Raw genomic sequence first — 25,254 nt, forward strand, 5'->3', positions numbered from 1 at the left:
ATGTCCAACCCCCGCACCTCTGTGCCCCTCGAGCGTCACGCTGGAGTGGCAGCCGGGCTCGCGAGCCACTCTGGCGTGACAAACAAGGGCGAAGCGACCCACACGCCAGGCAAATCCAAGCCCGCCAAGGCTGTCCAGGGCGGCCTGCTCGACCCGACCATGCTATGGCGCTCGCTGCCCGATGCGCTGCGCAAGCTCGATCCGCGCACGCTGTGGCGCAACCCGGTGATGTTCATCGTCGAGGTCGGCGCCGTCTGGTCCACGATCCTCGCGGTCGTCGACCCGACGTGGTTCGGCTGGCTGATCGTCGTATGGCTCTGGCTCACGGTGATTTTCGCGAACCTGGCCGAGGCCGTCGCCGAGGGCCGCGGCAAGGCCCAGGCCGAGACGCTGCGAAAAACCAAGGCCGACACCATGGCCCGCCGGATCAGCGACTCCGGAGCCGAGGAATCCATCCCGGCCCCGCAGCTCAGACAGGGCGACATCGTCGTCGTCGAGGCCGGCCAGACGATCCCTGGCGACGGCGACGTCGTGGAAGGCATTGCCTCGGTGGACGAATCAGCCATCACCGGTGAATCCGCGCCCGTCATCCGCGAATCGGGCGGTGACCGCTCGGCCGTCACCGGCGGCACCACGGTGTTGTCCGACCGCATCGTCGTCAAGATCACGCAGAAACCCGGCGAGAGCTTCATCGACCGGATGATCGCCCTCGTCGAAGGCGCCAACCGGCAGAAGACGCCCAACGAGATCGCGCTCAACATCCTGCTGTCGGCGCTGACGATCATCTTCGTGTTCGCCGTCGCGACCCTGCAGCCGTTGGCGATCTACTCCAAGGCCAACAACCCCGGAGTCCCGGACAGTCTCGCGCTCACCGCAAACGGCGTGAGCGGCATCGTGATGGTGGCGTTGCTGGTCTGTCTGATCCCGACGACCATCGGCGCGCTGCTGTCGGCGATCGGCATCGCCGGGATGGACCGGCTCGTGCAACGCAATGTGCTGGCCATGTCGGGCCGCGCGGTCGAGGCGGCAGGCGATGTGAACACCCTGCTGCTCGACAAGACCGGCACGATCACGCTCGGTAACCGGCAGGCCGCGGCATTCGTCCCGCTGACCGGGGTGTCGGCCGAGCAGCTCGCCGACGCCGCACAGCTGTCGAGCCTGGCCGACGAAACCCCCGAGGGCCGTTCGATTGTCGTGTTCGCGAAGCAGGAGTACGGATTGCGGGCCCGCACCCCCGGCGAGCTCGCCACCGCCACGTGGATCGAGTTCAGCGCCACCACCCGCATGTCGGGCGTGGACCTGGACGGGCACAAGCTGCGCAAGGGCGCGGCGAGCGCGGTCGCGGACTGGGTGCGCTCCGAGGGCGGTGTCGTGCCTGCCGAACTGGGCAACATCGTCGACGGTATCTCGGCGGCGGGCGGCACTCCCCTGGTCGTCGGCCAGGTGACCGACAAGGCCGAAGTGCTCGGCGTCATCCACCTCAAAGACGTCGTCAAGCAGGGCATGCGCGAGCGGTTCGACGAGATGCGCCGCATGGGCATCCGGACGGTGATGATCACGGGCGACAATCCGTTGACCGCCAAGGCGATCGCCGACGAGGCCGGGGTCGACGACTTCCTCGCCGAGGCCACGCCCGAGGACAAGCTGGCGCTCATCAAGGAGGAGCAGGCCGGTGGCCGGCTCGTCGCGATGACCGGTGACGGCACCAACGACGCGCCCGCCCTCGCGCAGGCCGATGTGGGAGTCGCGATGAACACCGGCACCTCGGCGGCCAAAGAGGCCGGCAACATGGTCGATCTCGACTCTGACCCGACCAAACTGATCGAGATCGTCGAGATCGGAAAGCAGCTGCTGATCACCCGGGGTGCGTTGACGACGTTCTCGATCGCCAACGACATCGCGAAGTACTTCGCGATCATCCCGGCGTTGTTCGTCGGCCTGTTCCCTGGCCTGGACCTGCTGAACATCATGCGGCTGCACAGCCCGCAGTCGGCGATCCTGTCGGCGGTGATCTTCAACGCGATCGTGATCGTGGCGCTGATCCCCTTGGCGCTCAAGGGCGTCCGGTACACGCCGAGCAGCGCGTCAAAGCTGCTGAGCCGCAACCTCTACCTCTACGGCCTCGGCGGCATCATCGCGCCGTTCATCGGCATCAAACTGATCGACCTGGTTATCCAACTCCTTCCTGGGATGTCCTGACATGCAATTCACCAATCTGATCCGCCAACATGCGGCCGCGCTGCGCGCACTGTTGGTGCTCACCGTGATCCTCGGCGTCGCCTATCCGGTGTTCATCTGGCTGGTCGCGCAACTGCCCGGCCTCAACCACAAGGCCGACGGATCGATCGTCGAAGCCGACGGAAAGCCCGTGGGCAGCAGCCTGATCGGCCAGTTGTTCACCGACGCCGACGGCAATCCCCTGCCGCAGTACTTCCAGGGCCGTCCGTCCGCGGCCGGGGACGGCTACGACCCGATGGCGACGAGCGCGAGCAACCTCGGCCCCGAGAGCACCGTCGACCAACCGGACAAGCCGAGCCTGCTGACGCTGGTGTGCCAGCGCAGCCAGGCCGTCGGGAAACTCGACGGGGTCAGTGGAGCGCGCCCGTTCTGCACAGGAGACGGTGTCGGCGCGGTGCTCTCGGTGATCGGCCCGCGGGATTCCCGCGGCAACGTGATCCACCCGACCCGCGTGGTCAGCGTCAACGAGCCGTGCGATACGACGAAGACGCCGTTCCTCAACACCTACGAAGGCGTGCGGGTCGAATGCGCACAAGCCGGCGAGGATTACAGCGCCGGCCAGATCGTGCCGATCCACGGCAGCGCCGATGCGCAGGTGCCCGCCGACGCGGTCACCGCGAGCGGCAGCGGACTCGATCCGCACATCTCGCCCGCCTACGCCGACCTGCAGGTCAACCGGGTCGCCGAGGCCCGCGGCCTGGCGCCCGAGCAGGTTCGCCAACTGGTCGCGCAGCACACCGACGGCCGCACCCTCGGGTTCCTCGGCGAGCCGCGGGTGAACGTTCTGGAACTGAACATCGCGCTCGACACTTTGTCCGCAGGTGGATGATGGGCTGGTGAGTACGTCGGCGCCGGCCACAAAACGCGGGGAGCTGCGCATCTATCTGGGCGCGGCTCCCGGCGTCGGCAAGACGTACGCGATGCTCGGGGAGGCCCACCGCCGCCTGGAACGCGGGACCGATCTGGTGGCCGCCGTCGTGGAAACGCACGGCCGCAAGAAGACCGCCGAACTCCTCGACGGCATCGAGGTCATCCCGCCCCGCTACATCGAGTACCGGGGCGGGCGGTTCCCCGAACTCGACGTGCCTGCCGTGCTGGCCCGCAAGCCCCAGGTCGTGCTGGTCGACGAACTCGCCCACACCAACACGCCGGGCAGCAAGAACGCCAAGCGCTGGCAGGACATCGAGGAACTCCTCGACGCGGGCATCACCGTCATCTCGACCGTGAACGTGCAGCACCTGGAAAGCCTCAACGACGTCGTCACCGGCATCACCGGTATCGAGCAGCAGGAGAAGGTGCCCGACGAGGTGGTGCGGGCCGCCGATCAGATCGAGCTCGTCGACATCACCCCGGAAGCCCTGCGACGCAGACTGTCCCACGGCAACGTGTACGCGCCCGAACGTATCGACGCCGCACTGTCGAACTACTTCCGCCGCGGAAACCTCACCGCGCTGCGGGAATTGGCGTTGTTGTGGCTGGCCGACCAGGTCGACGCCGCGCTGGCCAAGTACCGCGCCGACAACAAGATCACCGACACCTGGGAGGCCCGTGAACGCGTCGTCGTCGCGGTCACCGGCGGGCCGGAGTCGGAGACGTTGGTGCGCAGGGCATCCCGCATCGCCTCGAAATCCAGTGCCGAACTCATGGTGGTGCACGTCGTGCGCGGCGACGGGCTGTCGGGGGTGTCGGCACCGCAGATGGGCCGCGTCCGTGAGCTCGCGACCAGCCTGGGCGCCACACTGCACACCGTCGTCGGCGACGATGTGCCAACCGCGCTGCTGGATTTCGCGCGCGACATGAACGCGACCCAGCTCGTGCTCGGCACGTCGCGGCGCTCGCGGTGGGCACGGATCTTCGACGAGGGCATCGGCTCGACGGTCGTGCAGCAGTCGGAGAAGATCGACGTCCACATGGTGACCCACGAGGCTGCCAAGCGTGGCTTCCGGTGGTCATCGACCACACCGCGCGAGCGGCACGTCGCGTCCTGGCTTGCCGCCCTGGTGGTTCCGTCGGCCATCTGCGCCCTGACGGTCGCCCTTCTCGACCCGCTGCTCGGTGTCGGCGGCGAAAGCGCGCTGTTCTTCGTCGGCGTGCTCGTCGTCGCGCTGCTCGGCGGTGTCGCGCCCGCCGCGCTGTCGGCCGTGCTGTCCGGGCTGCTGCTCAACTACTTCCTGATCACCCCAAGACACACGTTCACGATCTCCGACCCAGACAGCGCCCTGACGATCGTCGTGCTGCTGGCCGTGGCGGTGGCCGTCGCGGCCTTGGTGGACGGCGCGGCAAAACGCGCCAGGGAAGCCCGACGTGCTTCGCAGGAGGCCGAACTGCTTGCGCTGTTCGCCGGGTCGGTGCTGCGGGGAGCCGACGTGGCGGCGCTGCTCGAACGGGTCCGCGAGACCTACAGCCAGCGGGCGGTGAGCCTGCTGCGTGAGACCGACGGCCACCCTGCCATCGTCAGTTGCGTCGGCCAGGATCCGTGTGTGCAGGTCGACACCGCCGATACCGCGATCGAGGCGGGTGACGACGAGTTCTGGCTGCTGATGGCGGGCCGCAAGTTGTCCGCCCGCGACCGCCGGGTGTTGACCGCGGTGGCCAAACAAGCGGCCGGCCTTGTCCGGCAACGCGAACTCACCGAGGAAGCCGGCAAGGCCAACGCGATCGCCAAGGCCGACGAACTGCGCCGCTCCCTGCTCTCGGCCGTCAGCCACGACCTGCGCACACCGCTGGCCGCGGCCAAGGCCGCGGTGTCGAGCCTGCGCAGCGACGACGTCGACTTCTCTCCCGAGGACACCGCCGAACTCCTTGCCACGATCGAGGAGTCGGTCGATGCGCTGACCGCACTGGTCGGCAATCTGCTCGACTCCTCGCGGCTGGCCGCCGGAGTCGTGCGACCGGAGTTGCGCGCGGTGTACCTCGAGGAGACCGTGCAGCGGGCCCTGCTGGGAATCAGTAGGGGCGCCACGGGCTTTGGCCGCGAGGGTTTGGACCGGGTCAAGGTCGAGGTGGGTGACTCGATGGCGATGGCCGACGGTGGCCTGCTGGAGCGGGTCTTGGCCAATCTCATCGACAACGCGCTGCGCTACGCCAAGGACGGGCCGGTGCGGGTGACCGCGGGCCGGGTCGGAAACCGCGTCCTGATCGCGGTGATCGACGAGGGCCCCGGTGTCGCGCGGGGCACCGAGGACGCGTTGTTCGCGCCGTTTCAGCGGCTCGGTGACCACGACACCAGCAGCGGCGTCGGGCTGGGACTTTCGGTGGCCAAGGGCTTCGTCGAGGCGATGGGCGGCACGATCTCGGCCACCGACACCCCGGGCGGCGGGCTCACCGTCGAAATCGATTTGGCGGCGCCGGCATGACGGTCAAGACGAGGGTGCTGGTGATCGACGACGAACCGCAGATCCTGCGGGCGCTGCGCATCAACCTGTCGGTGCGTGGCTATGAGGTCAGGACGGCGGCCACCGGGGCCGAGGCGCTGCGCAGTGCGGCCGACCACCGCCCCGATGTCATCGTGCTCGACCTCGGGCTGCCCGACATGTCGGGCATCGACGTGCTCGCGGGTCTGCGGGGCTGGCTGTCGGCCCCGGTGATCGTGCTGTCGGCCCGCACGGACTCCTCCGACAAGGTCGAGGCGCTCGACGCGGGCGCCGACGACTATGTGACCAAACCCTTTGGTATGGACGAGTTTCTGGCCCGGCTCCGCGCCGCGGTACGCCGGGCGACCGTGACGGAATCCGATCAGCCGGTCATCGAAACCTCGTCGTTCACAGTCGATCTGGCGGCCAAGAAGGTCACCAAGAACAACGCCGAGGTGCACCTGACCCCCACCGAGTGGGGCATGCTGGAGATGCTCGTGCGCAACCGCGGGAAGCTGGTCGGCCGTGAGGAGCTGCTGCGCGAGGTGTGGGGCCCGGCATACGCCAAAGAGACCCACTATTTGCGGGTCTATCTCGCGCAGCTGCGTCGCAAACTCGAAGACGATCCGTCGCACCCGGTACATCTGTTGACCGAGGCCGGTATGGGTTACCGATTCCAGGAGTGAATTTTCTCCGACGAGCAGTCGTCGAGGTGCCGAGAAGTCAGGCATATCGGGTACGTTGGCGTCTGCTCGCGGAGATCAGGGGAGTCGGACGATGTTCGAACGCGTGAAGTACATGGTCGGCTTTGCCGGCGCCTACCGCCGGTCGCGCAGCGCCGGTGCCGACCACTTCGATGCGCTCGACACGGCTGCGCGCGACATGATGCTGCGCAAACTGGACGGTCGGGATGAGCCGACGGCAGACCAGACGCTTCCGGAGCCGGTCGCGGAGATCTGGCGGGACCCGGAGTCGACGTGTGCCCTGGCCGACGGCGCATGGTTCGGCGACGGGTCGATCGAGATCACGAGCCGTCACATCGGCCTGCTGCGGCAGATGAGGTTCGGCTGGGACGGCGCCGAGCGGGGCGCGCCGATGCTCGACCCGAAACAGCCGTACGGGCGAACGGATCTGCTGGCGCAGCTCGGCGAGGTTTTCGAGTCGGACGACGCGCGCGAGCTCGCCCGCCGGCACGTGGAGATGTTCTTCGTGCTGGCCCGCGCGTTGAGACACGGCGAGCTCTCGCCCGGCCGATACCCGCTCGGCAACATCGGCCCGGACGACGTGCGCCGCGCGATGCGCGGCTATCCCGACGTGACCGATGCCGACCTCGGGCTCGACGCCGACGGCCAGGTCACGATCAGCGACGATCATGTGCGGTTGTTACGCGCGATCGACATCCGCTGGCCTTCTGAGTACGACTGCGAGGACCTTCTCGCGATCGGTCGGTATCCGGCAGCCGCGGCAGACCCGAAACGAACCTACGGCGACTTCAGCTTCATCGAAGTCGACATGGCGCGCGTCCTCGACGTCCTGCCGCCACCGCCGCTGGACGGGCCCGCGGTGTTCGAGCCCAGTCCCGAACTCGCCGCCCGGTTGCAGCGACTGCACTGGCAGATGCTCGTGGCGATGCAGGTGTTCGTCGAGCACGGGAACTTGGCACCGGGCGTATATTCGCTCGACGGATAGCCGGTTCACCGCACGGTCAGCACGTCGCCGATCGCGTCGACCGACAGCACGCGGTAGCCGTAGTAGTCGAACAGTGCGGTGATGCGGTCGGCATCGCCCTGCAGCACGACGCCGGGTCCCCATTCGCGATGTTCGACATGCGTGCCCGCCGCGATCGCCGGCTTCTCCGACGTCGGCGCAGCACCGCCGTCGCGGCAACGGTCGCAGTTCCCGCACGGCTCGGGCAAATAGTCACCGAAGTACGCCAACAGGAACTGGCGGCGGCAGTCCGGTGTCTCGGCATAGGACCGCATCATCTCCACCCGGGTGCGGTCGACGCGTTCGCCGATCTCGGCCATCTCGACGGCCTTGCGCACCGCCTCGTCCTCGGCGAGGCCCGTGCCCGAGAACCCCGATCGCCCCGATGCGACGGCGCCGGCCTGCTCCAGGAGGTTGAGGGAAGCCGTCAACGGGCGGCCCCGGACCTCGAGTTCGTTACGAAGGTCCTTGAGCCGCTTCGGCTTCCGTTCGCCCAGTGCCGTGTACACCTGGCGCAGCAGGTCCTCGTCGACGTGCCGGGTGGCGAAGAAGGTACCTAGCGAGAGGTCTTCGGCGCGGTAGAACAACACCGCCCGCGCCGGGTCGTCGTCGCGCCCCGCCCGCCCCACCTGCTGGTAGTAGGCGTCAACCGAATCCGGGATCGAGGCGTGCGCGACGAACCGGACATTCGGCTTGTCGATTCCCATCCCGAACGCCGACGTCGCGACCACCACGTCCACGTCGTCGGCGAGGAACCGGTTGTGCACATCATCGCGCTCGGCCGCGCCGAGGCCCGCGTGGTAGTCGACGGCGGCGACACCGCGTTGTCGTAACTTGTCGGCGTAGAACCCGGTGTCCTTGCGGGTCGCGCAGTACAGCAGCCCGGGGCGCTCGAGCGCTGCGACCGTGTCGACGACGGCGTCGCGCTTGGCCGCATCCTCGGTGTGGTGGCGCACCTCCAATGCGATGTTCGGCCGGTCGAAGCCACCAGCGATGACGACGGGCTCACGCAGCCCCAGCAACTCGACGATCTCACGGCGCACGACCGCCGAGGCGGTAGCCGTGAGTGCCGCGACGGGTGGCCGACCGAGACGCTCGATCGCATCGCGGACGCGGAGATACGCCGGGCGAAACTCGTGTCCCCACGCCGAGATACAGTGCGCCTCGTCGACGACGACCAGCGCCGGGCCGGCGTCGGCGAGGCGGGCCAACACGTCGTCCTTGACCAGCTGCTCGGGCCCGAGGAACACGTAGCGGGCTTCGCCGTGCTCGACTGCGGCCCACGCGTCATGGAGCACCGCCGCTTTCTGGCGCGAGTTGATCGCCACCGCACGGGGCGCGTCGGCGCGTTCGAGTTGCGCGATCTGATCGTGCTGCAGTGCGATCAGCGGCGATATCACGAGCACCGGCCCGGACAGCAGCACCGCGGGCACCTGGTAGATCGCCGACTTCCCGGCTCCGGTGGGCATGACCGCGAGAACGTCGCGGTTGTCGAGGATCGCCGACATCGCCTCGATCTGGTCGGGCCGCAGCGTGTCCCACCCAAAGACTTCGGCAGCAACGGATTCCAGCGAGCGCCTGCCGCTCATCGCGTCATCAGCGACAGCACGGTGCGATTGAGCCGTCGGCGCGGCCAGCCCAGCACGCCGGCGCCGGCCAGCGCGGCTTTCGCGGCGTTGCGGCCGCACACACCGTGCACGCCACCGCCGGGGGTGGCACCCGCACTGCCGAGATAGACGTTGTCGACCGGTGTTTCAGCGCGCCCGAAGCCGGGTGCCGGCCGAAAGATCAACTGCTGGAACAGCTGCGACGTCCCGCCGTTGACGGCACCGGTGTGCAGGTTCGCATCACCGGCCTCCAAGTCCGACGGGCGTTGAATCGTCCTGCCTGCGATGTGCTGACCGAAGCCCGGCGCGTACTCCTCGAGCACCTCGTCGACCCGCTCCGCAAGCCGGTCCGCGGATGCGTCGTCGGACACCCCGCGCGGCAGATGCGTGTAGGCCCATGCGCTTTCGGTGCCGGCGGGCGAGCGGCTCGGGTCGGCCGTGGTCATCTGGCCGAACAACATGAACGGTTTGTCGGGAAGGGTCGCGGTGTTGAGGTCGGCCATCCAGCGGATGAGACCGTCGTGGTCGGCGCCGACATGCACCGTGCCCACGTCGTTCAGGTTTTTCGACCGCCACGGTATCGGCGCGTCGAGCGCGTAGTTGACCTTCAACACCGGTGTGTCCCAGACGAACCGGCTCATGTCGCGCACCATCGCGTCGGGCACCGCGTCGGCAGGCAGGAGGTCGCGGAACAGGCGCGGCGCCGAGGTGTCGGCGATCACGGCGCGGCGCACCCGCACGCGCTGCCCGTCGGTCGTCCGCACCGCGACCGCACGCCCGCCGCGGACCTCGATCCCGTCGACGTCCCGCCCGCATTCGATGCGGGCGCCCGCCGAACTGGCCCGGTTCACCAGGGCCGCCGTCAATTGTCCGGCGCCGCCGACCGGAACAGGCCACCCACCGTCCTGGGCCATCATGATGAGCAGGTAACCCATGACACCGCTGCCCGGAGCGTCGATCGGCACATCGGCGTGCATTGCATTGCCCAGCAATAACAATCGGGCCGGCTCGCTGTCGAACAACTGCTCGGCCATCACGCCGGCAGGCAGCAGCAGGAGATGAGCAAGCTTGAGCGCGTCGGCAGTCCCCAGCGCGCGCAACAACTGCACGAGGCCCCGCACCGGCGGGAACGGCGCGAACAACGACGAGGTGAGACCGCCCTTGACGCGCTGCCACTGCTCGAACAGCGCAATCCACCGGTCACCGTCGCCGCTGTGATGGTGGTCCAGTTCCGCTGCGGTGCGGTCGATATCACGGTAGATCACCGCGGCGTCCTCGTCGCCGGGCGAACGGGGGTGGCCCACCACCGCGGGGGCATGCGTCCATCGCAGGCCGTGGTCTTCGAGCTGTAACGCCGTCAAGGCCGGCGACGCGACCGACAACGGATAGAACGCGCTGTAGAGATCGCTGATGTAGCCGGGAAAGAGCTCGGCGCTCTTCACCGCACCGCCGGGCTGGGGCTGCGCCTCGAGCACCTGGACGTCCCAGCCCGCGTCGGCGAGCATCGCTGCGGCGACCAATCCGTTGTGGCCCGCGCCGATCACCACCGCATCTGCGCTGTCGCGGCTCATTCAGGCTCGGCCCGGCGTTCGGCGAGGGCCACCAACCGCTCCGTGCATTCGCGGTTGCGGGGATAGGCCAGAAGCAGGGCGAGCCGGCGGGGCACCCAGTCGAGCGGTCCACCGACCGGCACCTCCGCCATCTCGACCCGCGAACCGGTCTCGGTGTCGTACAGCCGCAACGCGATCTGCGCGCCACCGAACGGCCGGCCCTTCGCCCGCAGCACCAATTCCTCGCCCGGGACACACGATTCGACCACCGTCTCGTCGTTGAGCACCACGGGCCAGATGCCGATCGTGTGGTGGATCTTGCTGCCCGGGGCCGGCCAGCTGGGATCGACGGCACGCATGCGGGTGTTGCCGACGACCCACTGCGAGTACGTCCACCCGTTCGCGATCACGTCCCAGACCTGCTGCCGGGTTGCGGTGGTATCGCGTTTGACCGTCAACGAACTGTCGACAGCTGCCGGTGTTGACTCCATGCTCATATCCCTTTCAGTTCCGGATTCGGTCTACGGGAAGGGAAATCACGCGACTCGCGACCGCCTTGACCGAATCCGGCAGCACGCGGTTGGCCAGGCCCATGGCCTTGGTCATGACCGACTCCGCGACGACCTTGCGCTGCCCGCTCAGCAACGCCTCGTAGCCCTGCTTGGCGACTTCGGCGGGGTCGTCCTTCGGCATCCGCCCGACGACGGTGTCGAGCATGTTTCCCCGCCGGAAGAAGTTCGTGTCCGTCGGCCCGGGCATGAGCGAGGTGACCGTGATGCCGGTATCGCGCATCTCGTCGTAGAGGGCTTCGGAGAACGACTGGATGAAGGACTTGGAGGCGTTGTAGACCGTTTGCAGCGAACCCGGCATCGTGGCCGCGATCGACGACGTGAACAACACCTTGCCGGAGCCCCGCGCCACCATGTCACGCAGCACCAACTTGGCGAGGTGCACCGTCGATCGCACATTGAGATCGACGATCGACAGGTCGGAGTCGAGGTCCCCCTCGACGAACGGGCCGGCCCGCCCGACGCCCGCATTGAGCACTGCGACGTCAAGGGACCGCCCGTCGTCGGTCGCGGCGAAGTAGAGGCGTTGCACGTCTTCGGGGTTACGCAGATCGACCTGCACGGCGCGGATGCCGCTGCCGCCCGCCCGGAGTTTTTCGGCGCTCGCGTCGATCGTGCCGTCGTCGGCTGCCACGACGAGGTCGTAGCCGTCGTCGGCGAGCAGCTTCGCGAGTTCGAATCCGATGCCGCTCGAAGCCCCGGTCACCATCGCCAGTGGTCGCGTTTCCACCATGACGGCTGGCTACCCGGAGGCGCCCACCTCAAACGTGTCGCAGTGTTTTGCGGGGTTGCACCAACGTTGCATGTGACGCGGATTACGGTTTGCGATATGTCCGGCAATCGCGACCTCTACCGTGCCTTGTTCGATGCAAGCATCAACGATCCGACCACGTTCTGGGCCGACGCCGCCAAAGCGGTCGACTGGACCAAGAGCCCGGAACGGATCCTGGACGACACGAACCCGCCGTTCTACCGCTGGTTCCCCGACGCCGAGCTCAACACGTGTGCCAACGCGCTCGACCGGCACGTGGACGAGCGCGGTGACCAGGCCGCACTCATCTACGACTCCCCCGTCACCGGGACCCAGCGCACGTATTCCTACCGCGAGCTGCGCGATGCGACCGCCCAGTTCGCCGGGGCCCTGCGCGGACTCGGTGTCGGCAAGGGCGACCTGGTCGTGATCTACATGCCGATGATCCCGGAGGCCGTCATCGCGATGCTGGCCTGCGCCCGGCTCGGCGCGGTGCACTCCGTGGTGTTCGGCGGGTTCGCCGCACACGAACTGGCCGCCCGCATCGACGACGCGCGGCCGACGGTCGTGGTGAGCGCGTCCTGCGGCGTCGAACCGACGCGCATCGTCGAATACAAGCCCATGCTCGATGCCGCGCTCGAACGGGCCGAGCACAAGCCCCAGGCCTGCGTCATCCTGCAGCGCGAGCAGCGGCCGTGCGAACTCGTCGACGGACGCGACCGGGACTGGCGCGAACTCGTGGCCGCGGCCGAGCCCGTCGACCCGGTACCGGTCGCGGCGACCGACCCGCTCTACGTGCTGTACACGTCAGGCACGACCGGCAAGCCCAAGGGCATCGTGCGCGACAACGGTGGCCACGCCGTGGCGCTGCTGTGGAGCATGCGCCACATCTATGACGTGCAGCCTGGCGATGTGTACTGGGCGGCCTCCGACGTCGGCTGGGTCGTCGGGCATTCCTACATCGTGTACGCGCCGCTCATGCTGGGCGCGACAACCGTTCTCTACGAAGGCAAACCGATCGGCACACCCGACGCCGGGGCGTTCTGGCGGGTGGCCGCCGAGCACAAGGTCAAGGTGCTGTTCACCGCGCCCACCGCGATCCGCGCCATCAAGAAGGAAGATCCCGACGGCACCCACATCGGCAAGTACGACCTCTCGAGGCTGAAGTACCTGTTCCAGGCCGGCGAGCGGCTCGACCCCGACACCTACCACTGGGCCGCCGACAAGCTGGGCATCCCCGTCATCGACCACTGGTGGCAGACCGAGACCGGCTGGGCGATCGCCGCCGACCCGATGGGCGTGGAACCGATGCCGGTCAAGCCGGGCTCGGCGACCGTGCCGATGCCGGGCTACGACGTCCAGATCTTGCGGCCCGACGGCTCGGTGTGCGAGGCCGACGAGGAGGGCGCGATCTGCATCAAACTACCGCTGCCGCCGGGCACCCTGCCCACGCTGTGGGGCGACGACAAGCGCTACGTCTCGTCATATCTGTCGGCGTTCCCCGGCTACTACCTCACCGGTGACGGCGGCTACCTCGACTCCGACGGCTACCTGTTCGTGATGGGCCGCACCGACGACGTCATCAACGTCGCCGGGCACCGGCTCTCGACGGGTTCGATCGAGGCCGTGCTCGCCGAGCACCCGGCGGTGGCCGAATGCGCGGTGATCGGTGTCGCCGACGAGATCAAGGGTCAGGTGCCGCGTGGCTTCGTGGTGCTCAAGTCCGGTGCTTCGGCGGAAGGGCTGAGCGACGCACTCGTCGCGGCAGTACGCGAAAACATCGGGGCGGTAGCGGTTTTCAAGGCTGTCGACGTGGTCGCGGCGCTGCCGAAGACCCGGTCCGGCAAGATCCTGCGCAAGACCATGCGCGGTATCGCCGACGGCCGTGACGAACCGGTGCCGTCGACGATCGAGGATCCGTCGGTGCTCGAGGCGCTCAAGGACGTCCTGCGCGGCTGAGTTTCCCCGCGAGCAGACGCGCAGGTACCCGAGAACACGCGTTCTGCGGTACCCGCGCGTCTGCTCGCGCAATTAACGGGAGGCGCGGCGCCAGGCCCGGTTACTGAGCAGCCGCAGACCGTTGAGCGCGACCAGGATCGTCGATCCTTCGTGCCCGGCCACGCCGAGCGGTAACGGCAAGTGCCCGAAGAGATCCCACGCGACCAGCACCGTGATGGCCGTGGCAGCGATCACCAGGTTGGCGATCACCATGCGCCGGGCCCGGCGGGCCAGCGCGATGACCGTGGGAACGGTGCCGAGTTCGTCGCGGATGGTCACGACGTCGGCGGTCTCCACGGTCAGGTCGGCGCCCGAGGCCCCCATTGCCATCGACGTGTGCGCGGCGGCCATGGCGGGTGCGTCATTGACGCCGTCACCGACCACCAGCACACGCATACCGTCGGCCTCAAGCCGTTGCACCGCATCGACTTTGTGATCGGGCAGGAGTTCGGCGTGCACATCGCCGATTCCAACCTGCTGCCCCAGCCGCCGGGCCGCCCGCTCGTTGTCGCCCGTCAGCAGCACCGGCGCACGCTCGGTCAGCGTACGGAGTCGCGCGACGGCGGCCGCGGCGTCGGGCCGCACCCGGTCGGCGAGGCCCAGCACGCCGACCGCCGCCCCGCCGACCGTGACCACCACCGCCGTGCCGCCCGCGTCCTCGATCTCACGCACCGCGACGAACTCGCCGTCATAGGCCCCGGGGCTGAGCACCTCGACGGTCTGTCCGCCGACCACCGCCCGGACGCCGCGGCCGGGCAACGCCGCGAAATCCGCCGCGGCCGGGACGCTGATGCCGCGCGCCTTGGCCTCGCCGACGATCGCGCGACCCAACGGATGTTCACTGAATTGTTCTGCGGCGGCGGCCCTTTGGAGCACATCGGATCCGTCGAACGTCACCACGCTTGACACCTGCGGAGTGCCGGCGGTCAGCGTCCCGGTCTTGTCGAGCGCGACCACGCCGGTATCGGCCAGCCGTTCCATCGCCACCGCGGATTTCACCAGCACGCCGTGGCGGCTGGCGTTGGCGATCGCCGACAGCAGCGGCGGCATGGTCGCCAGCACCACCGCGCATGGGGAAGCCACGATCATGAAGGTCATGGCGCGCAGCAGAGTTGAGCGCAGATCCTCGCCGAGGATCAACGGCACGATGAACAGCGCGAGCGTCGCGACGACCACGAGCATCGAGTAACGCTGCTCGACCTTTTCGATGAACAGCTGCGTCTTGGCCTTCGTGGCGGACGCCTCGGCGACCATCGCCACGATGCGCGCCACGACGGTCTGCGACGGATCGCGGGTCACCTCGACGCGCAGGGCGCCCGATCCGTTGAGCGTTCCGGCGAACACCTCGTCGCCGGGTCGTTTGACGGCGGGCATCGGTTCACCGGTGATCGAGGATTGATCGACCTCCGAGGAGCCGTCGACGACGGCGCCGTCGGCGGAAATCCGCTCCCCCGGCCGGATCACGATGCGGTCGCCGGGCCGGAGCGCGTCGGCTGCGACCGCGCGCTCGGTGCCGTCGTCGTCGACGATGGTCGCGCTGTCGGGCGCCAGGTCGAGCAGGCCACGCACCGAGCGTTCGGTGCGCGTGGTCGCGACATCCTCCAGCGCACCCGACGTCGCGAAGATGACGATTAGCAACGCTCCGTCGAAGACCTGCCCGATCGCGGCTGCGCCGACGGCCGCGACGATCATGAGCAGGTCGACGTCGAGCGTCCGGCTCTTCAACGCCTGGATGCCCGCCCACGCGGGCTCCCATCCACCGGTGATGTAGCAGGCGAGATACAGGCCCCACCACAACGGTTCGGGTGCACCGGCGAGCTGGGCCGCCAACCCGGCGAGGAACAGTCCAAGGGCGCCTGCCGCCCATCGGACCGAGGCCACCGACCACAGCCAGCCTGCCGAGCTCGAAGCCGATGCCGCGGACCGGCTTGGTGCCGGCGCGTTGGCCAGTGTGGTCATCAACCGTCTCCTGTCAGATGCAACAACGCACACCTTTATACATGTAGAGATTGAAATGTATCAACGGCTACTTGCCCGCCATGCTTGAATGGATCACATGGGACACGGAGTCGAGGGGCGTGCTACGCCTGCGGCATCCCTCGATGCCGCATCGGCGGCCAAGGTCGCCGAGACCCTGCAGGCCCTCGCATCCCCCAATCGGTTGCTGATCCTCACGCGGCTGCGGGAATCACCCTGCACGGTGACCGAATTGTCGGCAGCGGTCGGCATGGAACAGCCGGCGGTATCCAATCAGCTGCGGCTATTGCGGGCTTTGGGACTGGTGTCGGGTGACCGATCCGGTCGCAACATCGTCTACCGGCTTTACGACAATCACGTCGCACAACTTCTCGACGAGGCCATCTACCACATCGAACACTTGCGACTCGGGGCCCGCGACACCACCGCGTGAATTCAGAAAGCGTTGCCGGCAAAGAGTTTCACACGCTGTTCACCGCTGCGCCATATCACTGCCGATGCAGGCGCGCCGACGCTCGCATGATCCCGGAATTCCTTTATTTTCGAGATGACCCGAACTATTGTGAAGTCGTTATATGTTGATATCCGCCCGTGCCCGGGCGTTTGCTACTGGCCACCGCCGGTAAGACCGGGCGAGTAAGGAGTGAACAACGATGCGCATCGCAACCAAGGGAAACTGCACCTGTCGCTGCAATGCCTGCGACGGCGGCCACCACTGCGGAAACCCCCCGAACTGCAACGTCCGACGCTGACGCGTGGGTGACCTGCCGCCTGGACGTCCCGCGGCAGGTCACCACCACAATTCAGTTCTGAACATCCGAGCCCATCGATCGCGGTGATCGATCGGGCTCGTTTGCGTTGCGGGCCGTATGCTCCGAACTGTGCTCACCGCGCTGCTCTGGGGCTTGGTCGCCGCATCGTCGTTGGTCATCGGTGCAGTCGCCGGTGTAGTCCGCGACTGGAACCGCCGATTCGTCGGCCTGGTTCTGGGCTTCGGCGCCGGGGCGTTGATCTCCAGCATCTCGTTTGAGTTGGCGGAGGAAGGTTTTCGCGCCAGCGGCGCGCTCGCGGTCGCGGTCGGCCTCGCGGTCGGAGCGGTCGTCTTCTACGTCGCCGACACCGCCGTCGACCGGATGGGCGCGTCCAACGGAACCCAAACCGCCGGTCTCCCACTGCTCCTCGGCGCACTTCTCGACGGCATACCCGAACAGGCCGTCCTCGGTATCGGTATCGCCGGCGGTGCGGGCGTGAGCCTTGCCCTGGTGGTCGCGATCTTCGTATCCAACCTGCCCGAGTCGATCGGATCGGCCAGTGACATGAAGTCCGCGGGCCACTCGGTTTCGCGAATCGTCGGTGGCTGGACTGCGATCGCGGCGGTGTGTGCACTGGCCACCGTCGGCGGGTATCAGCTGCAGAAGGTGGCGGGAGGCGCGCTGCAGGGCGGCATCAACGGATTCGCGGCCGGCGCGCTGCTGGTCATGCTGGTCGGCTCGATGATCCCGGAGGCGACGGAAAAGGCCCGCGAGAACGCCGGACTGGCGGCGGTGCTCGGATTTGCCGTGGCCGCCGGTCTTTCGCTGGCCGACTGACCGGCCGGGCGCTAAGTTCGGCAAATGGAACCCGTGTGGCAGGTCGGTCCGGTGACCGTCCCGGTGCACGGACTGTTCGTCGCGCTCGGGGTTTTCGCGGCGATGCTGGTGTTCATCGCCGAGTCGCGCAGGCGCGGCGCGGTCAACGAGCAATCGGTCGTGGCCGTCGCCGGTGCGCTCGTGGGCGGTGCGATCGGGATGCGGCTGTCGGGCTGGGCCCAGCACCTGGATTTCAGCGCCAATCCAAGCCTCGCGCAGGCCTGGCAGTTCGGCTCGCGCAGCATTCTCGGCGGCCTGCTCGGCGCCTACCTCGGGGTGCTCGTCGCCAAGCGGCTCGGCGGCTACCGCGGTAAGACCGGTGACCTGTTCGCGCCCGCGGTCGCACTGGGCATGGCGATCGGCAGAATCGGTTGCCATCTCACCGAAGCGCCCGGCCGGCCCACCACGCTGCCGTGGGGCATCCACGCCCCGGCCACCACGCCGGAATGCCCGGGATGTGTTGCCGGGCAGGCCATGCATCCCTCGTTTCTCTACGAAATCGCCTTCCAGCTCACTGCTTTCGCCATCCTGCTGTGGTTGCGCAACCGCATCGGCCATCCCGGCGAGCTCTTCGTCATCTATATCGCCGGCTACGCGGCATTCCGCTTCCTCGTCGAGTTCGTCCGCGCCAACGACACCGTGTGGCTGGATCTGACGCGCCCGCAATGGTTTCTGCTGCCGTCTTTGCTGATCATCGGTATTCGCCTGTGGTACGGCCACCGGCACGGTTACTATCGCCCAGCAGCCCGCAACCAGGAAGTGCCGGTATGACGACACCACCGCCAGGGACGCCGCCCGGCGACAATCCGGGCGACTCCCCGCAAGACGTTCCGCCGCAGGACATTCCGCCCGCATACCAATACAGCACTCCGCCGCCGAACTACCAGCCACCGCCCCCGAGCTACCCCCCGAACTACCCGCCACCGCCACCGGGTTATCCCTACGGGGCGCCGCCGCCACCTCAGTCCCGCATCTCGATCGGCATGGTGTTCATCGGCCCGATCCTCTACGCCACGATCAACCTGATACTGGGCTTCATGGCGTTTCTCGCCGCGGGCTCCTACGACAGCCAGGGCGGCAACCCGAACATCGTGTTGGCAGCCGCGGCAGTGGTGTTGGCGGTCATCGCGTTCGGCGGGGGCATCGTCCTGCTGCGTCAGAGCAGCCGGTACGCCAAAGGGCTCGGCATCGGCCTGATGATCGGCTGGGCCCTGGTCTCACTGTTCACCGCCGGATTCTGCACTGGCGTCAACCCCCAGCTGTACACGATATGACCGCCGGGATGGGATTGCGCGGCGACCGGCTGCACCGCTACGTCACCGCGTTCTGCCCACGCTGCCACGACGAGGCACCCGAACGGCCCCTGGCCGACGTCGCGCGGTTGAGCGGCATGCTGATCGAGCGCGACGGACACATCTGGCTCGAACGCGGCTGCCCCGCCCATGGTTTGGTCCGCACACTCTACGACGAGGACCCCGAGATCCTGTCGTATCTCGAGGAATGGACCGCACCCACCAAGGCCCACACGCCCGATGTCGCGGGCAACTTCGACCCCATCCCGTCGGCATATCTGCGCGGGCTCCCCGAGATGCAGACCCAGCACACCTGCATCCTCCTGGAAGACATCGCCGAGACGTGTAATCTGCGCTGTCCAACGTGTTTCACCGACAGCTCGCCCGATCTGCGCGATGTCGTGCCGGTCGCCGACATCCTGGCCAATGTCGACCAGCGGCTGGCCCGCGAGAACGGCCGCCTCGACGTGCTGATGCTCAGTGGCGGTGAACCCACTCTGCACCCGGCGCTCCCCGACCTGCTCGCCGCACTGGTGACGCGGCCGATCACGCGAATCCTCGTCAACAGCAACGGTGTCCGCATCGCCACCGATGACGCGCTGCTCGACCTGCTGACCACACACCGCGAACGTGTCGAGGTCTATCTGCAGTACGACGGGCTGTCCGCCGAGGCTCACCGCCACCATCGCGGCGGTGACTTGAGAAGATTGAAAAGCCAAGCATTACAAAGGCTTTCCGAACGCGAGATCTTCACCACGTTGGTCATGACGACGGCGTTGGGCGTCAACGACGACGAGATCGGCGCGATGGTCCAGCTCGCACTCGACACCCCCTATGTCGGCGGGCTGACGATCCAGCCGCAGTTCGGCTCAGGTCGTTCGGGACGCATCGACCCGCTCGAGCGGCTGACCCACACCGGGGTGCTCAAACGGCTCGGGCCACAGACCGACGGTGCGGTCACCTGGCGCGATCTCACCGCACTGCCCTGCTCACACCCGCACTGCTGTTCGGTCGGATATCTCGTGCGCGACGACGGCGGGCAGTGGCGCTCGTTGGTGTCGTTGATCGGCACCGAGAGCCTCAAGGACAAGCTGGGATTGGTGGCGAACCGGATCGCCGACACCGAGATTCCGCGCCAACTACGCCTGGCCGTGCAGGAGTCCCTGCTGGGCCTGTTGTCGGAACAGTCGTCGTTGTCGCATCCGCAGATCGGCGACGTCTGGCGCAACATCTGCGAGAACTGCGATCTCGGCATGTCGACGCTGCTGACGCTGGCGTCCTCGGCGCTGCCGGGCCGCCATCGCAAGATTCGCAAGCTGCTCGGCGAGCGGGTCGTGCGGCTGACCGTCAAACCCTTCATGGACATGTCGACGATGATCGAGGAACGCCTGGTGCAGTGCTGCGTACACGTCGGCACGCGCTCGTCTCAAGATCAGTGCGCGCCGTTCTGCGCGGTCCAGGCCTGGCCCGCACTCGGGCGCCAGCGGCTGTCGCTGAGCGCAGGCACCGAATTACCGCTATTACCGCTCATCGAGATTCCATGAGCCAACAGACCGGCGAGCCCTACGATCCGCTACGGCTGTGTGTGTACGCCACGGTCGCGCTGCTGGCGTGGTTGTTGGGCCCGTGGGCGGTCGCGGCGTTCGCCGTGCTGGGGCTGGCCGGCTACATCCGCGCCCGTCGGGCCGGCCTCCTGCACAGCAAATGCGTGTTGCGCGATACCCGGCTCGTGATCGGGTACCTGGGAATCATCGCGGCGATTGCAATCGCTGGGATCGTCGTCAGCTACCTGCCTCAACAACCTGCTCCGTGACGTTTTCGCCGGGCGGCGTCACCACAATCTGCCCACACCTGTTTCACAGACTCCTCTAATACTGCTAACTTCGCTAATGAAGTGGGCAACCCCACTGTCGGGGGCCTGCCGTCTATCGGATTACTCAGGAGTGAATGCCTTGAAGATCGCGAATGCCAGAACCGCCCTGGCCGCGGCCGCAATCGCCGCAGCCGGAATCCTCGCCAGCGCGCCCGTCGCGCTCGGTGACGCCAGCGCCGTCACCACCGCCACGCTGGGCAGCCAGGCGAAGTTGGACAACGGAAACGTGATCCAGGGCTGGACGGTCACCGACCTCAAGCCCAGCACCGACGCCATTCCTTACGACGTGCGCGGCACCCTGTGGGAAGTCACCGCTACCGACGAGGCCATCCAGGGTTCGGTGACCCCGATCGTCTCCAACTTCAACCTCCGCGGGGCCGGCGGCGAGAACTACCGCGCGCTGTTCCAGGTCGCCACCCCGCAGGGCGTCAACCCGGCCACGATCCCGCAGGGCCAGAAGACCAGCGGCAAGATCTACTTCGACGTGACCGGCGCCCAGCCCACCTCCGTCGTCTACAACGCCGGTGGCCGCGATCTGCTCGCGTGGGACAAGCCGGCCGCACCGGCACCCGCACCCGCCCAGAGCGGCAGCCGGCCGGCGACCTCGGCCGCCACCCCGGCCACCGCCGCTCCCGCCGCGGCCGCCGAAGCCGAAGGCACCGAAGCCACCCCGGCCCCTGCCGCAGCCGAGGCCACCCCCGTTCCGGCCGGCACCGAGGCCGTCCCGGCCGGCGCGGGCACCCGTGCGACGGACCTGCCTGCCGCCACCGCCGCAACCCCGGTCGGCACCGAGACCGCTCCCGCCCCGGCGGGCGCCGAGGCCACACCGGCCCCGGTCGCGCACGGCACCCCCGTCGCCGAAGGTGCACCGGCGCCCGCAGCCGTGCCCGCGGGTGCGGGCAACGCCGCGACCGCTGTTCCGCCCGCTGAGGTCGCACCGGTTCCGGCAGGCACCGAGACCGTCCCGGCCGCTCCGGCCGACCCGGCGCTCGTGCCCGCCGGCGTGCAGCCGACGACCACGGTTGTCCCGGTTCCGCCTGCGCCCGGCACCGCCCCGGCCAGCAATCACGGCCCGGCGGCATAACCCAGAGCAGTACGGCAACGGCCGGAGGTGGGAAACCACCTCCGGCCGTTCGCTTTTCCGGCGTCTGGTCTTCTCATGAATTCGTGACCCGTCGTTGGTGGACACCGCCGCGGGCCGATGTCAGGCTGACCGTGCGGGGTGGTCAGTCAGCCAGGGAGGGACTGAAGTGCACCATCTCCGCAAGCACGCCGTCGTCTGCGGCGCAAGCATGGCCGGATTACTCGCGGCTCGAGTGTTGGCCGACTTCTACGAATCCGTCACGGTTGTCGAGCGTGATATCTTGCCGGACAATGCGATCCAGCGTCGCGGTGTTGCCCACGGCCGACATCTGCAGATGATGCTGAGCGGCGGGTCGTCGCGTCTGGCACACCTGTTTCCCGGCTTGTTCGACGAACTCACCGCCGCCGGTGCGCATGTCATGGACGGCATCGACGATCCGTCACTGTTCTATCTGCGGGTCGGTGAGCACGTGGCCTGCCGATCCGGGCGCTTCACCCGATCCGACGACGTGGTGATCGTTCTGGCCAGCCGACCCTTGTTGGAGACACACGTCAGGCGGCGCGTTTCGGCGTTCGGCAACGTCACGATCATGGACGGTCACGACGTGATCGAGCCGGTCCTGGATTCGTCCGGTCGGATCAGCGCTGCCCGGGTGGCCGACCGTGAGACGGGTGCGGAACGGATGCTGGAGGCCGATCTCGTGGTCGACGCGACCGGCCGCGCCGGCCGCACGCCCGCATTTCTCGAAGCGCGGGGTTACGAGCGTCCACGCGAGCGGAAGTACCCGGTCGGTCTCAGCTACTCGAGCCAGTTCTTCCGGTTGCCGTCCGGCGCGCTCACCGAGAAGGTCGCCGCGGTCAACGATCTCGTCGAAAAACGCCGCGGCGCCGGCGTGTTGGCGTACGAGGACGGCACGGCAATCCTCACCCTGATCGGGGTCGCGGGGCACAAATTGCCCACGGACCTACCGGGTGTGCTCGACGCCGCCACCGAACTACTGCCGCCGCAGTTCAGTTCGGCGCTGCGCGCCGCGCAACCGCTCGGCGCAGTGACCGCTCAGCACTACCCCGTGAGCGTGTGGCGCCGCTACGACAAGCTCAACCGGTTACCGCAAGGTCTCCTCGTGATCGGCGATGCCGTATGCAGTTTCAACCCGGTATACGGCCAGGGCATGACGTCGGCCGCGTTGCAGGCCATGGCGCTGCGGCAATGCTTGTCCTCGGCCGATACCACCGACCTCGCCACGCGTTACTTCCGCACGGCCGCCAAGAAACTCGCGCCGATCTGGTGGTCGAACCGGTTCACCGATTTCAACTTCACGCCGACCGATGACTGGCGGACGAAACCCAGGCGGCTACTCAATCGTGGCATGGACAGAGTGTGGGCAGCGCTGGCCACCGACATCGTGCTCGCCGAAACATTCATCCGCACACTGCAATTGGTCGACCCGCCGACTGCCATGTTGCAACCGGCCATGCTGCGGCGCCTGCTCGCGGGCGGGCGCGTCAGCCCGGTGCGATAGACAACGCGATGCCGTCGAGGATGTCATGCTCGCTGACCACGACCTGATCGATGCCGGCCCGGTCACCTAACACCGCAGCCAGTTCCTCGACGATGAGCGCGCCGCCCCCGATGACGTCGGCCCGCCCCTCGTGCATGGGCCCGAGCGCGAGGCGCTGCTGCTTCGTCATACCGATGAGCTCATCGCACACTCGCAGCAGATCATCGAAACCGATGCGCGACAGGTGAATAGCGTCGGCATCGTATTCGGTCATCCCCTGCGCGAGCGCGGACAGCGTCGTCATCGTCCCCGCCACACCCACCCACGTGTGCGCGCCGTCCACCGGAACCGCACGCAGCGCCTCGGCAAGCCCGTCACGCACCACCGCGCGGGCAGCCTCGACCTCGGCGGCGGTCGGCGGATCGCTGTGCAGGCACCGCTCGGTCAACCGCACGCAGCCGATGTCGGCCGAGAAGCTGGCCTGAACCGAATCTCTTCCGACGACCAGCTCAGTGGAGCCACCGCCCAGGTCGACGACCACGAAAGGCGCCTGCGCCGGGTCGAGTTCACCCACCGCGCCGCGGAACGAGAGTTCGGCCTCCTCGGTTCCGGTGATCACCTCGGCGACACTGCCCGGCACGACCGCGCCCAACTGGCGCGCGGTCATCGCGAAGAACTCATCGCGGTTGCCGGCATCGCGGGCTGCCGAGGTGGCGACCATCCGCACCGCCGACACCGAGTGCTTGGTCATCAGCGCGGCATAGTCGGCCAACGCGGACTCGGTGCGCGCCAACGCTTCCGGCGCGAACTCACCCGTCGCATCGACACCCTGACCGAGCCGCACGATCCGCATCTCGCGATGGACGTCGCGCAGCCGGCCGTCCACGGCGTCGGCGATCAGCAGACGAATCGAGTTGGTGCCACAGTCGATTGCTCCGACGCGATTCATGCCCACGTACTCCGATCCAGTATCCCGGCCATGGCAGGTTCGACGGCGAGGATCGCCAACGCCTCATCGCCCAACGGGTTGACACCGGGGCCCTTGGCCAGCGAGTGCGCCATCAGCACATGCAGGCACTTGACGCGGTCGGGCATACCGCCGCCAGTGAACGTCGTGCCCAGCGGCTCGATCGCGTCGCGTTCGGCCAGATACGACTCGTGCGCGGCCCGGTACGCCGCGGCCAGCTCCGGATCCTCCTGCAGCCGTTGGGTCATATCGCGCATCAGGCCCGACGATTCCAGCCGGCTCGCGGCCGCGGTCAGCACCGGATGCGTGAGGTAGTACAGCGTCGGGAACGGCGTGCCGTCCGGCAGCTTGGGCGCGGTCTTCACCACGCCGGGCTCACCGTTCGGGCAGCGGTAGGCGATTTCGAGGACACCGCGCGGCTCACGGCCCAATTGCCGTGTGACAGCGTCGATGTCGGCGGGGTCAACCACCGGGCGCCGGCGTGGGTGGTGGCGGGCCCGCTGGCGGCGGGGCCGGCGGGACGGCGGACGTCACCCCGTGCGGCTGATCGGCGATCGTGTGCCACAGCGAGGTGTACCAGGGCTGACCGGCGGGAACCGTGGAGCCGGGAGCGCCGGGGACCCCTGGCTCGGCGGGCACGGCAGCCGTCGGCGGCAACTGAACCTGGTACGGGGTGTCACCGGGCATGACGAAGCCCAACCGCTCGCGCGCCTGGGCCGCGATGTACACCGGATCGGCCAGTTTGACCTTCTGCTGTTCGAGCTCGGCGATCTGCGCTCGCAATTGTTCCTCGCTGGCCTTGAGCTGTTTCATCTCGGTGCGTTGCGCGAAGTATGTGCGGACCGGGCCGGCGATCGTCAGCGTCAGCACACACACCACGGCAGCCAGGATCGCAGCGCGCCGGGCCGCCGAGCCGAACCGCTGTTCGGACTGCAGCTCGGCCTGCTGTTGTGCCTGTACCGCAATGGCTTTGGTGACGGCCTCGTCGGGCGCCTGCTCGATCTGCGCAGGCCGGTTGTCGGTCACCCGGCGCCGGGCCTGCGCCGGTCGCGGCCGATTCGACTTGCCCGACTTCCCCGGCCCTCCAGGTCGGGAGGCCGGGGATCGTCGCTTCGGATCGGGCATCGTGGTCAGGCCAACCCGGTCAGGTCCGCATCAT

The 25,254-nt window shown here is 68.0% G+C and carries 22 protein-coding genes; 14 read left to right on the forward strand and 8 right to left on the reverse strand.

All coding sequences use genetic code 11. The features are described 5' to 3' along the window. From kdpB to AWC31_RS09775, 5 genes are all read left to right on the forward strand, one after another. A complete protein-coding gene (gene kdpB / locus AWC31_RS09755) occupies positions 1 to 2,199 on the forward strand; it encodes a potassium-transporting ATPase subunit KdpB (protein WP_374214031.1) in 2,199 nt (732 codons plus the stop codon). 1 nt (position 2,200) lies between these two features. Next, positions 2,201 to 3,067 carry a potassium-transporting ATPase subunit C gene (locus AWC31_RS09760; RefSeq protein WP_085144100.1) on the forward strand — a complete coding sequence of 289 codons (867 nt, stop codon included), beginning with the start codon at positions 2,201 to 2,203 and terminating at the stop codon, positions 3,065 to 3,067. After that, entirely contained in the window at positions 3,060 to 5,594 is a 2,535-nt protein-coding gene (locus tag AWC31_RS09765) for a DUF4118 domain-containing protein (protein ID WP_085144101.1), read from the forward strand. The genes AWC31_RS09760 and AWC31_RS09765 overlap by 8 nt, the downstream gene beginning before the upstream one ends. Beyond that, positions 5,591 to 6,277, forward strand: a complete 687-nt coding sequence (locus AWC31_RS09770; RefSeq protein ID WP_067844458.1) for a response regulator — start codon at positions 5,591 to 5,593, stop codon at positions 6,275 to 6,277. Before AWC31_RS09765 ends, AWC31_RS09770 begins: the two co-directional genes overlap by 4 nt. Positions 6,278 to 6,368: 91 nt before the next feature. Beyond that, entirely contained in the window at positions 6,369 to 7,280 is a 912-nt protein-coding gene (locus AWC31_RS09775) for a hypothetical protein (RefSeq protein WP_085144102.1), read from the forward strand. 5 nt (positions 7,281 to 7,285) lie between these two features. Here the strand turns inward: AWC31_RS09775 and AWC31_RS09780 are convergent, their stop codons facing one another. From AWC31_RS09780 to AWC31_RS09795, 4 genes are read right to left on the reverse strand one after another with little or no spacing between them, the layout of a single operon-like run. After that, a complete protein-coding gene (locus AWC31_RS09780; RefSeq protein WP_085144103.1) occupies positions 7,286 to 8,887 on the reverse strand; it encodes a RecQ family ATP-dependent DNA helicase in 1,602 nt (533 codons plus the stop codon). Then, on the reverse strand, positions 8,884 to 10,476 hold the full coding sequence (locus tag AWC31_RS09785) for a phytoene desaturase family protein (protein ID WP_085144104.1): 1,593 nt from the start codon (positions 10,474 to 10,476) through the stop codon (positions 8,884 to 8,886). The genes AWC31_RS09780 and AWC31_RS09785 overlap by 4 nt, the downstream gene beginning before the upstream one ends. Beyond that, complete coding sequence (locus AWC31_RS09790) at positions 10,473 to 10,946, reverse strand: SRPBCC family protein (protein WP_067844907.1); 474 nt, start codon at positions 10,944 to 10,946, stop codon at positions 10,473 to 10,475. The genes AWC31_RS09785 and AWC31_RS09790 overlap by 4 nt, the downstream gene beginning before the upstream one ends. Before the next feature lie 13 nt (positions 10,947 to 10,959). Further along, on the reverse strand, positions 10,960 to 11,757 hold the full coding sequence (locus tag AWC31_RS09795) for an SDR family NAD(P)-dependent oxidoreductase (RefSeq protein ID WP_085144105.1): 798 nt from the start codon (positions 11,755 to 11,757) through the stop codon (positions 10,960 to 10,962). A gap of 96 nt (positions 11,758 to 11,853) precedes the next feature. Here AWC31_RS09795 and AWC31_RS09800 point away from each other — a divergent pair, with 96 nt between their 5' ends. Next, entirely contained in the window at positions 11,854 to 13,734 is a 1,881-nt protein-coding gene (locus tag AWC31_RS09800; RefSeq protein ID WP_085144106.1) for a propionyl-CoA synthetase, read from the forward strand. Positions 13,735 to 13,806: 72 nt separating this feature from the next. On the opposite strand, the gene AWC31_RS09805 is transcribed toward AWC31_RS09800, so the two are convergent. Further along, on the reverse strand, positions 13,807 to 15,732 hold the full coding sequence (locus AWC31_RS09805; protein WP_085144107.1) for a heavy metal translocating P-type ATPase: 1,926 nt from the start codon (positions 15,730 to 15,732) through the stop codon (positions 13,807 to 13,809). Between the two features lie 97 nt (positions 15,733 to 15,829). On the opposite strand from AWC31_RS09805, the gene AWC31_RS09810 reads away from it, so the two are divergent. The 8 genes from AWC31_RS09810 to AWC31_RS09845 all read left to right on the forward strand — a co-directional run bounded on the left by AWC31_RS09810 (position 15,830) and on the right by AWC31_RS09845 (position 23,149). Further along, positions 15,830 to 16,183, forward strand: coding sequence for an ArsR/SmtB family transcription factor (locus AWC31_RS09810; protein ID WP_067844906.1), 354 nt, complete (start codon positions 15,830 to 15,832; stop codon positions 16,181 to 16,183). A 448-nt stretch (positions 16,184 to 16,631) separates the two neighbouring features. Further along, a complete protein-coding gene (locus AWC31_RS09815; protein ID WP_085144306.1) occupies positions 16,632 to 17,339 on the forward strand; it encodes a ZIP family metal transporter in 708 nt (235 codons plus the stop codon). 24 nt (positions 17,340 to 17,363) lie between these two features. Beyond that, positions 17,364 to 18,149: a prolipoprotein diacylglyceryl transferase gene (locus AWC31_RS09820; RefSeq protein ID WP_085144108.1), complete on the forward strand. Its 786-nt coding sequence runs from the start codon at positions 17,364 to 17,366 to the stop codon at positions 18,147 to 18,149. Further along, positions 18,146 to 18,652 (forward strand): hypothetical protein, encoded by a 507-nt coding sequence (locus AWC31_RS37810; RefSeq protein WP_234816787.1) that lies wholly within the window; start codon positions 18,146 to 18,148, stop codon positions 18,650 to 18,652. Before AWC31_RS09820 ends, AWC31_RS37810 begins: the two co-directional genes overlap by 4 nt. After that, positions 18,649 to 20,214, forward strand: coding sequence for a radical SAM protein (locus tag AWC31_RS09830; RefSeq protein ID WP_085144109.1), 1,566 nt, complete (start codon positions 18,649 to 18,651; stop codon positions 20,212 to 20,214). Before AWC31_RS37810 ends, AWC31_RS09830 begins: the two co-directional genes overlap by 4 nt. Beyond that, positions 20,211 to 20,483 (forward strand): hypothetical protein, encoded by a 273-nt coding sequence (locus tag AWC31_RS09835; protein ID WP_067844438.1) that lies wholly within the window; start codon positions 20,211 to 20,213, stop codon positions 20,481 to 20,483. The genes AWC31_RS09830 and AWC31_RS09835 overlap by 4 nt, the downstream gene beginning before the upstream one ends. A 139-nt stretch (positions 20,484 to 20,622) precedes the next feature. Then, the gene (locus AWC31_RS09840) at positions 20,623 to 21,627 is read left to right on the forward strand and encodes an MPT63 family protein (protein ID WP_420087073.1); all 1,005 of its coding nucleotides are present in this window, start codon (positions 20,623 to 20,625) and stop codon (positions 21,625 to 21,627) included. Positions 21,628 to 21,793: 166 nt separating this feature from the next. Continuing rightward, the gene (locus AWC31_RS09845; protein ID WP_085144111.1) at positions 21,794 to 23,149 is read left to right on the forward strand and encodes an FAD-dependent oxidoreductase; all 1,356 of its coding nucleotides are present in this window, start codon (positions 21,794 to 21,796) and stop codon (positions 23,147 to 23,149) included. On the opposite strand, the gene AWC31_RS09850 is transcribed toward AWC31_RS09845, so the two are convergent. The 3 genes from AWC31_RS09850 to AWC31_RS09860 are packed head-to-tail and all read right to left on the reverse strand — an operon-like array spanning position 23,133 to position 25,220. Beyond that, positions 23,133 to 24,077: a Ppx/GppA phosphatase family protein gene (locus tag AWC31_RS09850; protein WP_085144308.1), complete on the reverse strand. Its 945-nt coding sequence runs from the start codon at positions 24,075 to 24,077 to the stop codon at positions 23,133 to 23,135. The genes AWC31_RS09845 and AWC31_RS09850 overlap by 17 nt on opposite strands. Beyond that, complete coding sequence (locus tag AWC31_RS09855; protein WP_067844430.1) at positions 24,074 to 24,565, reverse strand: DUF501 domain-containing protein; 492 nt, start codon at positions 24,563 to 24,565, stop codon at positions 24,074 to 24,076. Before AWC31_RS09855 ends, AWC31_RS09850 begins: the two co-directional genes overlap by 4 nt. Next, positions 24,558 to 25,220, reverse strand: a complete 663-nt coding sequence (locus AWC31_RS09860) for an FtsB family cell division protein (protein ID WP_067844427.1) — start codon at positions 25,218 to 25,220, stop codon at positions 24,558 to 24,560. Before AWC31_RS09860 ends, AWC31_RS09855 begins: the two co-directional genes overlap by 8 nt. Between the last annotated feature and the right edge of the window lie 34 nt (positions 25,221 to 25,254).

It is taken from the genome of Mycolicibacterium wolinskyi, assembly GCF_002101965.1.
Classification (GTDB): domain Bacteria; phylum Actinomycetota; class Actinomycetes; order Mycobacteriales; family Mycobacteriaceae; genus Mycobacterium; species Mycobacterium wolinskyi.